Consider the following 15,521-nt stretch of genomic DNA (forward strand, 5'->3'; position numbering starts at 1 on the left):
AGACTCGCCAACGGGCTCTAGACGCCAGTGGAGCACGATCTGCGACCCAACTCACACGTCAGCCATCGTAAATTATACACTAACCGCCGTTTTCATTATTTAGGGTGCCGCGAAGCGGAATGAGGACTCGCCAGAGCGTGGCTGGTTGCCGCGTAAACGTGAATCACCACCTTCTGGCGAAGGTAGCTACTAGAAAATGCTTCAGATCGCTGACGCGTCACGGCTCACTAAATCAACGATCGATCTACGGGTACGAAGTAACTCGCATTTCCCATCGATACTCGATTGAATCCGCTCGCTATTGGATCTCGTGAAGCTCGACTTTAAAGTGCAGCGTCGCATACGGCGGGATGCTGCCGGGGCTCCCCTGAGCTCCGTAGCCGAGCTGGTAAGGGATCTCCAGCTCGATCATGCCTCCCTCGCCCACCAATTGCAGTCCTTCGGTCCAACCCGGAACGACTTCGTTTAGACCGAACGTGGCGGGTTGGCGTCGAGCGTACGAACTATCGAACTCGGTCCCGTTGTCGAGCCAGCCGGTGTAGTCCACCGTCACACGGTCGGTCGCCGATGGTTTCGGGCCATCACTTTTTCGCAAGATGCGATACTTCAATCCCGATTCGGTCTCGGTGAATTCAGTCGGCGCATCGGCATCGACTTTACTCAGCCCCACCTCGGGTTGGCTCCCACATCCGTAGACGAAAATCAGTCCACTTACAAAAAACAGAGTGGCGATTGTAGAAAATATTTACATTCGTTTGTTCCTTGATGATGGAATCAAGCGACGGGTTGCCGAACCATCGCGACATGACAACCGTTACAATACACGCTTGTTTCATCAACCACTACGTGGGAGCGGAATTATTGACGTGGTCGTACAAGTCGAAGGCGTAACGAAACTCTATCGAGGTGTGCCTGCGCTGCGCGACGTTTCGTTGACCGTGGCAGCGGGCATTACGGGGTTGTTAGGACCAAACGGTTCGGGCAAAAGCACGTTGATCAAAGCGCTTCTGGGACTCGTGAAAACGCAATCAGGGTCGGGGCAAGTGTTGGGACATGCGTGGCCCGGCGACGTGCGACGCATCCGTGACTCGGTAGGCTATCTGCCCGAAGACGATTGTTACATCACCGGATTGGTCGGTGTCGAATCGGTGGCATTGATGGCTCGCTTGTCAGGTCTGTCGGGCACCGAAGCGTTGCGGCGGGCTCATGAGATGATGGATTTTTGCGACTTTGGCGAAGAGCGGTACCGCGAGATCCAGTCGTATTCGACCGGCATGCGTCAAAAACTAAAGTTTGCTCAAGCACTCGTGCATGACCCGCCGCTGATGATTTTGGATGAACCGACAACCGGTTTGGATCCCGATCAACGAGCGTCGATGCTCAATCGGATTCGCACGTTGGCGCTGCGACACGGCAAATCGGTGATCTTGTCGACTCACATCTTGCCCGACGTGCGTGCAGTTTGCGACAACGTCATCATTTTGGTGGGCGGCACTGTCCGCATCGTCGATTCACTGGAAAACCTGAGTCGTCCAAGTTCGCCCACGCTGCACGTCACCACGCTTGGCGATTCATCGGGACTAGCCGCCAAGGCCACCGAGGCGGGATGCCGAGTCTTGCAAAACGAGGATGGTTCGTTGCGAATCGAGGGGATCGAAGCAACCGACACGGCACGACTTTGGGGCTGGGCCGCAGAGACACAAACGTCGATTCGCCGCTTGCAGCCCGCCCTCAACTCGCTCGACAAAATCTTTATGGACGTGGCAAAAGGCCGCGACTCGCTGCCATCCGATGCACCCGTGGAGTCGTTCAGTGCCGGTCAATGACCTTGGGTATCGCGGCTGGAACGGCCGACGTGTTGCACGGATCTTGCGCCCCATCGTGGTTGCTCGTAGCGGCATCTCGCTGATTTGGCGTCGCAAGTGGTTGCGAATGATGTTGGTGTTCGCATGGTTGCCCGTGATGCTTCCCGCGTTTGGCATCTTTGCCTTTGAATATTCGTCGACCAGCCCCGAGATGAAGCAATTTGTCTTTACCTTGCTACGAGGGCCGCTGCAACAACCGGAACTAGCCACGCTGGTGGTCTCGGATCCCGATGCGGCAAGGCATGAAGTTTGGTCGACGCTGATCTTGGCGTTTTTTCGCTACCCACAATTATTCGCCATGGTGTTGTTGATCGGGTTGATCGCGCCGATGTTGGTCTCATACGACTTGAGAACCAAAGCCTATCTGCTTTATTTCTCGCGGCCGCTATCACCGACTGAATACATTGTTGGAAAATCGGCAGTGATTTGGTTTTTGCTTTCCATGATCGTCACTGTCCCAGCCTTCATGCTGTACTGTGTTGGCGTGTTGTTGTCGCCCGATTTGTCGGTGGTTTGGCAAACATGGGACATTCCGCTGCGAATCATCGCGGCGTCGGGGGTGTTGATGATTCCGACCACGGCGCTCGCGGTGGGCTATTCATCACTGACAAGTGAAAGCCGCTACGCCACATTTGCCTGGTTCGCAACGTGGGCGATGGGATTTGTGGCTTATCAAATACTGACCTATTCGGCGATGGTCGGTCAACGTCCACGGCGATCGCTACGACGTGGACGGATCGATTACGAGGCGCTCGGGATTGATGTGGACCGCTGGCGACTATTGTCGCCGTATCATACGTTGGGCAAAGTCGAAGCTTGGGTGTTTGATCTTGATCCGACATCGGCCAGCGTCGTCCCTTCGATGGTCGTGCTCGTTTCGATTACAGTCATCGGATTCTGGGTGGTTCGCCGTCGTTTGATCTCGAGACTAAGTGTTTAATGAAGCGATGATCGAACTCAACAACACCACTAAATTGTATGGGCATGTCATCGGTGTCAACGACTTGACCCTGACACTTCCAACCGGAGCATACGGTTTGGTTGGCCCTAATGGCTCTGGAAAAACGACGCTGATCAACTTGTTGATTGGGCATCTGCGACCAACGCTTGGAAGCGTTTCCGTATTTGGCAAGGATCCATTTCAGCATCGAGAAATGCTTTCACGCATTGGGTTGTGCCCGGCGACCGACATCTTGTACCCCAATATTTCCGCAAGGTCTTGGGTGACGTATCTGGTTCGCTTGCACGGCTATTCACGTCGCCAGAGCGAATCGATGGCCGAGGCTGCTTTAGGCCTGGTGGGCATGTCCTCCGCCATGGATCGCCCGATTGGCACCTATTCGTTGGGGATGCGGCAACGCACAAAAATTGCCCAAGCGATCGCTCACCATCCCGATTTGTTAATCTTGGACGAACCCTACAATGGGTTGGACCCGGTCGGCCGCGATGACATGACGACGCTGTTGAAGCAGTGGACACAGCAGGGCAAAGGTCTGCTGTTCGCCAGCCATGTGTTGCAAGAGATCGAGGCGGTGACGTCGTCGTTTTTGTTGATTTTCGGAGGCCGATTGCTAGCCTCGGGAACCGCCGACGAGATCGAGTCGATTCTATCGGACACGCCCCAGGAAGTCCGCGTGATTGGGCGAGATGCACCGCAATTGATTCACCATTTGGTGGACATGCCTTGGGTGAATTCGTTGCAGTTGACTCATCAGCGAAGCGAATTGCGAATTGCACTGCGGGACCCAAGTCAGTTTTACGAGCATATCGCTGACTGGATTGCTGCGGATGGGCTGCAAATCGATCAATTGCAGACCGCCGACGGCAACTTGGCCGCCTTGTTTGCGTCGTTATTGAAACATCACCGCGGAGAATCAGCGTGATAGCAACATTGCCACTGGACGTGATGCGGTTCGAGCTCGGCCGATCGCTGACGATTGGCCGCATTGCGATGTGGTTTCTTTTGGTTGCGTTTCCCGTCGCCTTGATTGCCACGTTGCGCACGTTGCGCACGGTCGCGCCGAGCGACCCCATCGAACCGTGGGGGATCACGCTCTACTTTCTCGTCCCCGAAGTCGTCTGTTTATTGGGACTATTATTGTGGGCCACACCCGCGATCAGCACCGAGCTTGAAGGCCAAACATGGATCTACTTGGCGATGCGGCGGTCGGGACGTTCCATGGTATTGCTGGGAAAATATTTGACCGCAGTGGTATGGACACTGTCGGCCGCCCTCACGGCGATCACGCTGTGTGTATGGATCATCGGGCCCGCTGCAGGATTCCAAATGTGGTGGGTGATGTGTGTTTTGGCGGTGCTATCGTGCTTTGCTCATGCCGCCCTGTACATCTTGATCGGAGTGATTTTTTACAAACGCACGATGGTCAGCGCCGTCTTTTACACCTTGGCGATTGAGTACGGTGTTTCGTTTGTGCCGGCGCTGATCAACAAATTCACGATCAACTATCGACTGCGGGGCTTATTGGCTCAGTGGATGGGGTGGGAAGAAGCTCGCAGTCGTGCCGAGAACGTGTTCGGAGCCGAACCGGCGGAAACGCATCTGTTGGTGCTATTCGCCTTTACAATCACGCTGTTAGGGGTGGCAAGTTTCAAAGTCACGCGAACGGAATACCCCACGCAGCAAGAAGATTAACGCCAGCTCCGCGTAGGGCTACACCATTTTGCCTTGATCGCGAAACGTTTGCCTTGATCGCGAAACGTTTGCCTTGATTGGGAAACGCCGTTAGCCATTTGTTATGGCGTTTTCCGATTGGTTTCCAAAGCGGATTGGAGCAAGGCCTCGCGACCAGAAGCCGGTTACTCCGGAGGCGATCACCTAATACGGCCGCTGCCGTGGCCGTCAGACCACGGTCAGCCATGAAAACCGAATGAATGCTGCATCGTCTACTTGACGGCGAAACTGCCTTCGTAGGCCAAACTCTTGATAAAGTGCTCAACACCAATGAACGTCACCGTTGGCATATGCTCAATACGATCTTTTTTTCCCAGCGTTTGCATCATCGAGTCACAAGCCTTTTGAATCTGGCCATAGCTAGCGGACATCGAACCACTGTCGTCAGGCGTCCGGTCGTGGAAAAGACGATCCAGCGTTTGACGATCGCTGGTGAAATCAGAATCACGCAGCAAACCAGGCCAATGAATCACATTGGTGGAACGATCAAACTGGGCATTGGAAAGACGCCCTGGTTCCGCCGACTTTCCAAACGCTTCCAATTCCTGCTCCGTCGGTGGCGCCTCGCGATGAGCGGCGACGTATCGGTCACGTGCTTCACGATTGGCATAGTAACTGTTCACTGCATAATTATTTTTCCTGTACCAAATGTGCTGTTTCTGCATACGTATTGGCGGCTTGGGCAGTGTCTTCGCGTTCTTCGCCGATCCCACTGGCTAACCCTCCTGAGAAACCTCGTGACAGGTAGCCCGATCCATAGCCATAGTTGGTGCCATAACCGCGACCGCCGGCTGGGTGATAGTAATGATGATGAATCTCGGGCGAGTTCATCCGATTGCCCCTCTCTCCTTCTCTCGCCGGCCCACGTTCAAATGCGTTTGCATTTGGACGCTCGCGTAGATTGGGACGCTCTCCGGCATTTGGACGCTCGCGTTGATTCGGCAGTTCATTGTTTGGTTCTTGGGCCAGAACCGTGGAGATTACTAAAATTCCACTTAGTGCCAAGGTCGGTGTAAGAACTTTCATAACTGTCCCCTTGATGCGTGTTTTACGATTTCAACTCAACAATCCACTCGTGGATACTCGCCACAGCGTGATCTTCGGTACGCGGGCGGCCCCCTTTTTTAAAGTGTTTCAATCAATGATTGACTTTGATCATCAAAGTCCTGGAAATGCAAATGGTTCCATCATCCGCTATGACGGCACGTCGTTTCAATGACATCGAGTAGCTGCTCGTTGTCGAGTGGTTTTTGCAAGAAAGCTAACGCCCCCATTGCAATCGCTTGACGCCGCGTTGAATCATCTTCAAACGCGGTGACAAACACGATTGGGATGTGTTTACCAAGGTCATGCAAATGCTGTTGTAGCTGCAATCCGCTGAGCCCCGGCAGATGGACATCCAGGATCAAGCAGTCAATTGGATCAACTGCGAATTCCAAGAATGCTTCCGCGGATTCATACGCCAGCACAATGTATCCTGCGGATCTGCAGAGCCGGTCCAAAGCTCGACGCACCGATGCGTCATCATCCACAATCGAAATTCGGAGGGGCTCGTCCATGCGTGTATTTTTTTTCTAGCATGCGTACGTTTGTATCCAGGCCACCAGCGTGTTATTCGTCCTCTGATACTCACCATAGAGGCCAACTGATTCAAGCGAAATTAGACTTTAGTGTTATTGGCTGCGGTTGCCCCTGTGTCCTCCATCTATGCTGTGTCCTCCATCTACGCTGTGTCCTCCATCTATATTGGTAGCGTCCAACGCCATCGAGTGTAGGAAGCGTCCGCGGCGCAAGCCGCTCGGTTCCAGCGAACAAAACGTTCGTCATTTACCGGGCGCACGCGCGCCACTCCGCTGTAAAAGCCACCGGGTTAGGACGAAAGCAGATGGCATTGGGTGTTTCACCCCCGCATTTTGTTTTTCAAAGAGGATTGTCGTGCTCTCCGCGGCGTGCGATCACCCGCTTGCGATCAATCCTCACCCGGTGCGATACCGGCGTGTTCGCAAAGCCGCACCAATTCCGCAACCGAATCGACTTCTGTTTTTGCCATCGCGCGGCCCCGATGGACTTTGACGGTATTTTCGGTGATTCCCAACCGTCTGGCGATTTGCTTGTTCAGCAGCCCACAAATCACGAGCATGATGACATCGTTTTCTCGTTTCGAGAGTGAATCGAATCGATCGCGGAATTCACGCCGTTGGACAAGCTCGGTTCGCTCACGCGCGTTGCGATCAATCGCATGTTGCACGGTATCGATCAGTTTTTGATCATCAACGGGTTTGGGCAGGAAATCAATCGCACCGGCCTGGATCGCTTGGACGGTCATCGGGATGTCGCCTTCGCCGGTAATGAAGACGATTGGCAGATCAAAATCGCTGGCCACTAACTGCTGCTGAAGCTGAATGCCACTGAGCCCGGGCATATAGACGTCCAAGATCAGACAACCTGCCTGATCCGGTCGCGGGTAGTGCAAGAATTCGTCGGCGTTTTCAAAGGTAAGGACTTGCAAATCAAGCGACTTAAACATTCGTGTCATTGCTTTACGGATCGATGCATCATCGTCAATCACGTACACAGTAGCGTTGGGGACGCTCATGACGCAATCTCCTGAGGCGTAGGCAAAGTAAATCGAAACGTCATTCCGTGATCACTATTTTTCTCGGCCCAGATCCGTCCGCCATGTGCCTGGATGATCGTACGATTGATGGCAAGCCCCATCCCGGTGCCATCAGGCTTGGTGGTGTAGAACGGTTCAAACAGTCGGTCGACTTGCCCCTCTGCGAATCCTTTACCATGATCCTTGACCGCAAGTTCGACGGCATCGTCGCCGGCAGCGATGCTGATCGTCAGCCGATCGGAATCGGATGCAAGCGGGTCGATCGCTTGAGCCGCATTGATCAGCAAGTTAAGGATGACTTGCTGCAGCTCAATCGAATCCCCATAAATCGCCGGAAGATGGTTTGCAAATTGGGTATCGATGACCAATCCTCGTCGACAAATCTCGGGTTCAACCAACCGAATTGCCTCACGTGCCACCTCGTCTAAGTGCAACAGGACGCAGGGACAGTGTTCCTTTTTCACCAGCGAACGCACCCGATCAATGATGTCGGCGGCACGATTACCATCACTGGAGATATCGATCAAAGCCTCGCGGACTTCATTGACATCCGGTTGCTCGCGGTCAAGCAACCGCTGAGCCGTTTGCGCGTTGCTGACGATTGCGAAAAGAGGCTGTTTCACTTCGTGTGCAATCGATGTGGTCAGCTCTCCCATGCTAGCCGCGCGAGAGACGCGAGTTAGTTGCAGAAAATTCGTCTGAGACTCCTCTTCCGCTCGTTTGCGATCATTGATTTCACGACGCAACGCGACGTTGATTTTGTGTGTTGTCTGTATCCGATGTCGAACGTAACCGACCACCACGGCAATCGCCGCCATCAGAGTGGCGACTCGCACCCAGGTGATTTCCCACCAGCGAGGGATCACCCGCAATTCCACCGTCGCTCCTGCTTTGCTCCAAACGTCATATCCATTGTCCGCAGTGACACGAAAGACATAATCGCCTGGGGGCAATTCGGTATAACTGGCGGACCGTTGCCTGCCTGCATCAAGCCATTGATCATCGAATCCGTCCAGCCGGTAGCGAAAAACCGCTTGCTCCGAGGCCGTAAACGTATTCGCGGTAAAATGAAAGTCGACGTGCCTTGATCCCGATCGTATCTCGAGCGCCCCGCAGGGAAGTTGTGATTCGCCGTTAACCTGAACCTCTTCAATGTGGACGATTGGAGCAAGCGGTTGCTGATAAGGGCCGTTCGCCGGTACGATCACCGTACCACCGGTGGTCACAAACCAGATGGAGCCGTCCCCGCGATGCACAACATTGGGACGGTAGTTGCGTTCGATGCGAGGTTGGTCTAATCCACTGCTAATCGGATGCACTCGAACCTGGATCCGTGTTTCGATACCAGAATCGATTTCGTCGAGTGCCTGTACCGACATGGATGACAGACCATGAGGGCCGCCTAGCCACAAACACCCTCGCTTGTCCTCGGCGATCGCATGAATGGAATCCTCGTACAACCCCTGGGCGCTGGTCCAATTGGAAAAGCGACCCGCTGCATAGCGACACAATCCTCCGCCACTGGTCCCGATCCAAAGACAGCCTTGATCGCTCTCGCAGCATGCTGTGAAGTTGATCGTCGAAAGCTCGTCAAGCACAAGGTCGCGGACGCGTTGAAGCTTGCCGTCAATCCAGCGGTACAATCCACGATTGGATCCGATCCAAAGCTGTCCACTGGCATCTTCATGAATCCAGTTTACATCGGCATCCCTGAATTCCGTGATGCGAGTGAATGTGCCGTCCTGCATTCGCTGCAAACCGCCTTCCCAAAAACCAATCCACACCACTCCGGTGTGATCCACGTAAACGTTGCGAATCCAATCTCGTCCCAAGCCGTCCTCGGTTGTGAACGTGGCCCACCGATCATTGTCACGACAAACTAATCCCTTGTTCGTACCGATCCATAACCGACCCTCGGATCCAATCGCTAGTCCCGTTACCAAGTTTGTTGGCAGCCCCTGATCGGTGCCATAATTTTCAAACACTCCGCCGTCCAGACGATGCAGTCCCGTTTGACGATCTTTCGAGGCAAGATTGCCGCTGCCAAACCAGAGGTCCCCCGCAGCGTCTTCGACGACGCATCGCATCATGACTCGTTGATCGAGTTTGAGCTTAGCAAGCTCCGGATTACGGAGGCTGCGAAGACCGCGTTGACCGCCGCCAAACCAAAGAATTCCTTCACGGTCCTCGGCAAGACAAACCACCGGTCGATTTCCGATGGAAAGCTTCGTAGCCTTGTCGTGAACAAGACGGTAACATCCGGCGGCAAAAGTGCTGATCCATAACTGCTGGCTGCGGTCTTGATACAGCCGCAAGAAATTCGAGGCTTTCGGACCGAGCGATGCAGCGTGGTCTTGAAATTTGCCGTTCTGATAACGGAACAAGGAGTGACCAAGTGTGCCAATCCACACCCCACCTTGGTGATCTGAACAAAGTGCCGTGACCGAGTTGGCGGACGGCGAGTCGGGAAATCCGTCGGACTGCGTCAACCGATAAAAGCGATCATCGTCACGGCGATATAGTCCAGGTTTTGGCTGAATCGTTGTCGCCGCCAGTCGGTCTGGTCGAGACTGCATCCAAATCGCCGCGCCCAGCCACAGCGTTCCGCTTTCATCCTCGCAAATGGCTCGTACGTTCAGTGGAGCATCGGGCCGACATAGGCACTGGGTGCCGACGACGGTCCATGTTTCCGCCTCCGTCCCGATCCAAAGTGTGCCCTCACGATCCTCATATAAACACTGAATCGGATGTCCTAGCAACTCGTCGAAACGCGTGAACTGCGGCGGTTGACCAAGTCGGCAATGAATCAGCCCGCCACGCTCAGTGCCAATCCAGAAGGCCGAATCTCGACTGCGACAAAGCTTGCTGATTTGATTGGTGACAAATGCGGGTGTGTTGGCGCGGTTGAAAATCGTAAAATGCAAACCATCAAACCGTGCCAATCCGCGCACGGTGGCCAACCACAGATAGCCATCGGACGTCTGGATGATGTCGACAACTTGTTCCGACGGCAGCCCGTCCTGCATTGTCCATTGACGCCACACGTATTGATCTAGCGACAGATCAGGATTGAGCTGAACGGTTTGTGATTGCGAAGACAGTTCTCGGTCCGCGGAGTGACCTTCGCAGCGGTCGATTGCAACAGCATGCACTAGCAAGGCCGAAGCAATCCAGATTTTTGGATTCCTGATGAAGAGGACATCACCCCAGCGACGGTTCACAAAAGTTTCGCAATCTGGCCCGACACGTTTAACACGAAGAGCGCTCTACGATGATCAGCTACCAGGAGAGGATCAAGAAAAGTGCTCGTGATGTCCTACATAAGTGTAGGCGATCGCGAACAAAAAGGACTGTCGATTCGGAGCATTCATCCCAATGCCTTTTTTATCGTAGCGCCGCAAAACATTTTGGCCAGGGGCAATTTCGACATCCGAAGCAACAATCCGATGCGATAGTGGAGTCAGGGGCGGTGGACTGCCGCGAGAGGTCTCTTGCCACTGTACCCATCCGTCACACACTGTGCCTAACCGTCACATCACAGACGAACGATAAAACGGGGTTTTCCAGCGGTTCGTGAAGCCAGCGACCAGCCCCTTTCAAAGGACAGACGTACATCCCGACCGATCCACTGCGGGCTCATCTACAATCGGCTTCGGGATACCGAACACAAGTCTAACTCCATAGCCATTACCACATCCGGTGCGTCGTCACGCAACTCGCAAGCAGAGCGGCTCCACACTGCTTTAAACACGTCGCTGATCGATGGCAAGTTGTTGTTGGCGATCGATGGTGTTTACCAAAATTACTCCGATATCGATTTCTTTCGAGCGATCTACGACGATCAATGGTCACTGCAATGCGGTGCGCAATATTCGTATCGCTCGCGACTGCAAATGCGAATGGGTTACGCATTTAACGAAAACCCGATGCGAGGGAATGTAGCGGCTAGCATCGGCGGCGTTTCACCGCCTGGCGACCACGACCATATCCGCTACAACCAAGGCCAACTTGCGGCGATTACGCAGTATCGTATTACCGCAGGCGTCGGCGTTCTGAACGTGCGGCCAGGCGTCGATCTTGATCATTTCGCCGGAGGCAATTTCAAAGAATCGCAAACCTTTTCGACGACAACGGCATCGTTGGAAGATTATTGGGGCGACTACGGTTTGACCTAGCGTTTTTGCCGCGGATCGTAAATCGTCGCATCGAAATGTTCACTGTGTATTTTCACAGTGCTTTGAGCGTGAGATCCACTCGATCCGTCGGCACGCCGAAGGAAGCTTGTCGGATCGAGTGACCGAGGATGCATGGCCCAGGATTGGGGGCAAGTTACACCAAGGTCTAATTGTCATTGGATTGAAGTCTCCGATATTGATGATATCGGGCTGGATACACAAGCCGGGCCCTGTCACACGAAGACGCCTTCACCAATCCATTCCAGTAACCTCTTCTCAACGCAGTGAGCCCCAACATGCGGTACCTTCGAAAACATTGCCTCTCGCTGCTGGCGATTGCGCTGATTGCAATTCCCGCAACCCTACACGCCCAAACCAAGCAGCCCAACATCATCATGATCATGGGCGATGACATCGGCTGGTTCAACATTGGCGCCTATCACCGCGGAATGATGTCGGGCAAGACCCCCAACATTGATCGCTTGGCGCGTGAGGGGATGATGTTTACCGATTACTATGCCGAAGCAAGTTGCACCGCCGGTCGCGCCAATTTTATCACAGGCATGCTTCCCTATCGAACGGGAATGACCACGGTGGGGCAAGCAGGCTCGCCAATCGGTTTGCCTGCAGACGCGCCAACGATCGCAACGGTGCTCAAAGACATGGGGTACACAACGGGCCAATTTGGCAAGAACCATTTAGGTGACTTGAACGAGTTCCTGCCCACCGTCCGCGGCTTCGATGAATTCTTTGGATACCTTTACCACCTTGATGCGATGTCCGATCCGTTTTGGCCTGGGTATCCAAAAGATCTTCTTGACCAGATCGGACCACGCAATCTAGTTCATTCCTGGGCCAGCGACGTGGACGATCCAACCGTGCAACCTCGTTGGGGAAAAATTGGCAAACAAAAGATCGAGGACAAAGGTCCGCTGCCGCCACATCCCACCGACGGCATCACGCATAACATGGAAGACATTGATGATCACATCCTTGAACTGACCAGCAATTTCATGGAGAAAGCACAGCAGGATGACAAACCGTTCTTTGTTTGGTTGAATCCGACGCGGATGCACATCTTCACTCATTTGAATGACAAATACAAAGCACTCGAGGGCCAAGACAATTACGGTTTGCAAGAAGCGGGCATGGCCCAGTTTGACGACATTGTCGGTGCGGTGATCAGCAAGTTGGAAAAGATGGGAATTGCCGACAACACCATCATCGGCGTCACTACCGACAATGGCACCGAAGTCTTTACGTGGCCCGATGGCGGTAACACCCCTTTTAAGGGAACCAAAGGGATGACGACCGAAGGCGGCTTCCGCGCACCGATGATCCTACGATGGCCAAATCATATTCCCGCCGGCAGTGTGCAAAATGGAATCACATCCGGCTTGGATTGGCTCCCCACATTGGCCGCTGCCGCCGGAAATCCGAATCTTTCGGAACAGCTCAAGCAAGGTAAAAAACTGGGCGACCGCACCTACAAAGTTCACCTGGATGGTTACAACCAATTGGACATGATCACCAAGGGTGACGCCAGCCAAAGGGAAGTGGTTTGGTACTTTGGTGAATCGAGCCTGGGAGCGGTGCGAATCGGTGATTGGAAATATGTGTTCATCGAACAACCCGAAGGATGGCCGGGTGCCAAAAACAAATTGAACATGCCAATCATTCACAACCTGCGACGCGATCCGTTTGAACGCTATAGCGATCATAACTGGGGCGTGGGTTCGTCCGATTACATGATGTCGTTCTATGCACGCGAATTTTGGCGTTTCATCTTCGTGCAAAAGAAGGTAGCGGAACTTGCCAAAACGGCCATCGAGTTTCCGCCGATGCAAAAGGGGGCATCATTTAACCTCGAGGCGGTGAAGGAACAGATCCAGGCAGCCGTACAGTCTCATCATGGTGGGTGACAACCTTCACCAGTGTCGGTGGCGAAGCGGAACCCAGCGAGGTCCTTCGAATCGCAGTCACCAGGGCGGCTTTACGGCACTCGCATCGGAGTTCTCTGGAAACAGAACCGACTCATCACAGGCCTGCGGAAATTGCGCCTGCGAGAAAACCACCCGCGACCATCCCCATCAAAACGGCGGTGATAAACAGTCGCCCGGTCTCGCGCCAATTCTTGATGACAAAGTAGAGGATGTAAAACGGAACAAACAGGGTCAACAAACCGGTTTTGATGTCCTTTTTGAACGCTTTGACGATCACCATTAGCTGAGCTCCTTGCGAGATCACCATGCACGCTCCGAACCCTAAAACAAGGAACGTTGCGATTGGATTGAAGCCCCCTCCGCCATCAAGTTGACGCGACACATTGATCGCGACCACGGCTATCCCCGTCGAGCTGACGATCAAAAACAACACAAGCGCCAACATCCAGGTCGGCATCCCATTGTTGCCTGACAACCGATCCTGAGTCTCTTTGGCACGCGCCATATCGGCGGCCGCTTTTTGCAGAGCGAGAGTGCCGTGCGATACATCCAATCCAGGCGTCTGATGACCGGACAGCCGGTCACCGGTTTGCTTGTTGTAACCACACTGAGTGCACAACACCGCGTTGGCTTTCATCTCTGCACGGCATGCCGGACAGATTGCAGCGACTTGTTGACTAAACCCTTCTTCGTCAAACAAGTCATCCAAGCGATTGCTGGTCGTTGCGGGCGCCGGTGCAGGTGCCGCTGCAGGCCGACGGGCGGGTTGTGCCGGAGCGGCCGCTTGCTTGGGTTTCGCTGCGGCGGTTGCCGCAGGCACCTTCAATACCGTTTGACAGCCTGGACATTTGACCGCTTTGCCAGCCGCAGCGTCCGGAATATTGAGCACTTTGCCACATTGGCAAGTCATTTTGATAGGCATTGCAAAAAGCCAATAAGGAGAATGTGTGCGGCAACGCAGCGGCCAAAAGTTCGCGGTTGCCCCGCAAACTATCTTGAACTGCTTTGCGACCCGAGTCTAGCGTCTAACCGAGTTTAGTTTTGAGTCGCTGAATGTCATTTTCAACCGATTCGAGTTGTCGTTTTAATTCTTCGAGCGACTCGCGTTCTTTCGCTACTACCTCTGCGGGGGCGCGAGCGACGAAGTTTTCGTTCGAGAGCTTCTGCTCTTTTCCGCCAATCTGTTTGACCACCTGGTCTCGCAGTTTTTCTAAGCGAGCCAACTCGGCTTCAAAGTCGATGAACTGCTCTAAGTCGACGTGCACCTCGATGTCCAGTCCGGTGATCGCTAAGGGAGCATCGATCTCAAACGGCTTCGCCGTCGGACTCAGTTCCACAACATCGGCACCGGCGAGTCCTTGGAAATAGGCCCGCATCGGTTCCAACAGTGCCTGCGATGACTCGTTACAGCGGATCGCCACGGGCACCGTGTCTCGCGGAGCAATGTTTTGGCTCGCGCGAATGCGACGGATCGCTCCGACCACTTCTTGAAACTCGTTGAACTGCCGTTCAATGCTCTCGTCATAATGTGCCGCTTCGGCGATCGGCCACGCCGCGGTCATCACAAACTGCGGAGCATCTGCGGGAGAGGGGACGCCCCGTTTCGGAGCCGCCTCGTTCAAGTAACCCCATATTGATTCGGTGACAAACGGCATGATCGGGTGCAATAGACGCAGCAGCGTATCGAGCCCGTGAGCCATCACCGACTGAGTGGCCCCGCGAAGCGAATCGTCGGACAATCGTGGCTTGGCGATCTCGACGTAGAAACTGCAGAACTCGTCCCAGGCAAAATCGTAAAGAATTCGCGAGGCTTCGGCAAAGTGGTAGTGCTCGGTCGCTTCGGTCACCTGCTTTGTCACCGTCGACAATCGACTGAGCAACCAGCGGTCTTCCAGCGGCAACGATTTGACATCGATTTCCTGTGCTTCGTAGCCTTCGAAATTCATCAAGGCAAACCGGGCTGCGTTCCACAACTTGTTGACGAAGTTGCGAGCGGTTTCAAATCGCTCGCTGACCACCGCGGCTCGCGGATGCGTCTTGTCCGCGGCGGATTCAGCCCATTGAGTCGAGAACGTTTTCTTGCACTCTGGGCAATCCAGCTTCGGCAAGGATCGGTTCTTCTTCGTTTGGTCAATCAATTTTTCGCAATGCGGACACTCGTACTGGACCGGCATCCGCACGTCTTGCGTTTCGGTTGCCAACCGAGCCAATCCAAAACGCAGTGCATCG

General features: G+C 54.0%; 14 protein-coding genes. 6 read left to right on the forward strand and 8 right to left on the reverse strand.

Annotated elements, in window-relative coordinates; all coding sequences use genetic code 11:
• Positions 1–298: 298 nt before the first annotated feature.
• On the reverse strand, positions 299–670 hold the full coding sequence (locus ABX962_RS13080) for an FKBP-type peptidyl-prolyl cis-trans isomerase (protein ID WP_372720061.1): 372 nt from the start codon (positions 668–670) through the stop codon (positions 299–301).
• A gap of 55 nt (positions 671–725) precedes the next feature.
• Here ABX962_RS13080 and ABX962_RS13085 point away from each other — a divergent pair, with 55 nt between their 5' ends.
• From ABX962_RS13085 to ABX962_RS13100, 4 genes are read left to right on the forward strand one after another with little or no spacing between them, the layout of a single operon-like run.
• Entirely contained in the window at positions 726–1,826 is a 1,101-nt protein-coding gene (locus tag ABX962_RS13085; protein WP_372720063.1) for an ABC transporter ATP-binding protein, read from the forward strand.
• Positions 1,813–2,805: a hypothetical protein gene (locus ABX962_RS13090; RefSeq protein ID WP_372720065.1), complete on the forward strand. Its 993-nt coding sequence runs from the start codon at positions 1,813–1,815 to the stop codon at positions 2,803–2,805. The genes ABX962_RS13085 and ABX962_RS13090 overlap by 14 nt, the downstream gene beginning before the upstream one ends.
• A gap of 7 nt (positions 2,806–2,812) precedes the next feature.
• A complete protein-coding gene (locus tag ABX962_RS13095; RefSeq protein ID WP_372720067.1) occupies positions 2,813–3,748 on the forward strand; it encodes an ABC transporter ATP-binding protein in 936 nt (311 codons plus the stop codon).
• Positions 3,745–4,518: a hypothetical protein gene (locus ABX962_RS13100; protein ID WP_372720069.1), complete on the forward strand. Its 774-nt coding sequence runs from the start codon at positions 3,745–3,747 to the stop codon at positions 4,516–4,518. Before ABX962_RS13095 ends, ABX962_RS13100 begins: the two co-directional genes overlap by 4 nt.
• A 251-nt stretch (positions 4,519–4,769) precedes the next feature.
• Here ABX962_RS13100 and ABX962_RS13105 read toward each other — a convergent pair whose 3' ends face one another.
• The 5 genes from ABX962_RS13105 to ABX962_RS13125 form a co-directional block, all read right to left on the reverse strand.
• On the reverse strand, positions 4,770–5,180 hold the full coding sequence (locus ABX962_RS13105; protein ID WP_372720071.1) for a hypothetical protein: 411 nt from the start codon (positions 5,178–5,180) through the stop codon (positions 4,770–4,772).
• A gap of 7 nt (positions 5,181–5,187) precedes the next feature.
• On the reverse strand, positions 5,188–5,583 hold the full coding sequence (locus tag ABX962_RS13110) for a hypothetical protein (protein ID WP_372720073.1): 396 nt from the start codon (positions 5,581–5,583) through the stop codon (positions 5,188–5,190).
• A 161-nt stretch (positions 5,584–5,744) separates the two neighbouring features.
• Positions 5,745–6,116 (reverse strand): response regulator transcription factor, encoded by a 372-nt coding sequence (locus tag ABX962_RS13115; RefSeq protein ID WP_372720075.1) that lies wholly within the window; start codon positions 6,114–6,116, stop codon positions 5,745–5,747.
• A 410-nt stretch (positions 6,117–6,526) separates the two neighbouring features.
• Positions 6,527–7,153, reverse strand: coding sequence for a response regulator transcription factor (locus ABX962_RS13120; protein ID WP_372720077.1), 627 nt, complete (start codon positions 7,151–7,153; stop codon positions 6,527–6,529).
• The gene (locus tag ABX962_RS13125) at positions 7,150–10,326 is read right to left on the reverse strand and encodes a two-component regulator propeller domain-containing protein (protein WP_372720079.1); all 3,177 of its coding nucleotides are present in this window, start codon (positions 10,324–10,326) and stop codon (positions 7,150–7,152) included. Before ABX962_RS13125 ends, ABX962_RS13120 begins: the two co-directional genes overlap by 4 nt.
• Before the next feature lie 621 nt (positions 10,327–10,947).
• On the opposite strand from ABX962_RS13125, the gene ABX962_RS13130 reads away from it, so the two are divergent.
• Positions 10,948–11,349, forward strand: a complete 402-nt coding sequence (locus tag ABX962_RS13130) for a hypothetical protein (RefSeq protein ID WP_372720081.1) — start codon at positions 10,948–10,950, stop codon at positions 11,347–11,349.
• Between the two features lie 296 nt (positions 11,350–11,645).
• Positions 11,646–13,271 carry an arylsulfatase gene (locus ABX962_RS13135; RefSeq protein WP_372720083.1) on the forward strand — a complete coding sequence of 542 codons (1,626 nt, stop codon included), beginning with the start codon at positions 11,646–11,648 and terminating at the stop codon, positions 13,269–13,271.
• A gap of 115 nt (positions 13,272–13,386) precedes the next feature.
• Here ABX962_RS13135 and ABX962_RS13140 read toward each other — a convergent pair whose 3' ends face one another.
• Complete coding sequence (locus ABX962_RS13140) at positions 13,387–14,214, reverse strand: hypothetical protein (protein ID WP_372720085.1); 828 nt, start codon at positions 14,212–14,214, stop codon at positions 13,387–13,389.
• Positions 14,215–14,317: 103 nt separating this feature from the next.
• On the reverse strand, positions 14,318–15,521 hold a 1,204-nt coding region (locus ABX962_RS13145; protein WP_372720087.1), incomplete at its 5' end, for a class I tRNA ligase family protein.

Source organism: Novipirellula sp., assembly GCF_041583735.1.
In the GTDB taxonomy this organism is placed as follows: domain Bacteria; phylum Planctomycetota; class Planctomycetia; order Pirellulales; family Pirellulaceae; genus Novipirellula.

Excerpts from the sequence above, each read along its gene's own strand:
- ABX962_RS13115 (WP_372720075.1), bottom strand. The coding sequence starts at position 6,116 with ATGGACGAGCCCCTCCGAATTTCGATTGTGGATGATGACGCATCGGTG.
- ABX962_RS13120 (WP_372720077.1), bottom strand. The coding sequence starts at position 7,153 with ATGAGCGTCCCCAACGCTACTGTGTACGTGATTGACGATGATGCATCG.
- ABX962_RS13135 (WP_372720083.1), top strand. The coding sequence starts at position 11,646 with ATGCGGTACCTTCGAAAACATTGCCTCTCGCTGCTGGCGATTGCGCTG.
- ABX962_RS13110 (WP_372720073.1), bottom strand. The coding sequence starts at position 5,583 with ATGAAAGTTCTTACACCGACCTTGGCACTAAGTGGAATTTTAGTAATC.
- ABX962_RS13140 (WP_372720085.1), bottom strand. The coding sequence starts at position 14,214 with ATGCCTATCAAAATGACTTGCCAATGTGGCAAAGTGCTCAATATTCCG.
- ABX962_RS13095 (WP_372720067.1), top strand. The coding sequence starts at position 2,813 with ATGATCGAACTCAACAACACCACTAAATTGTATGGGCATGTCATCGGT.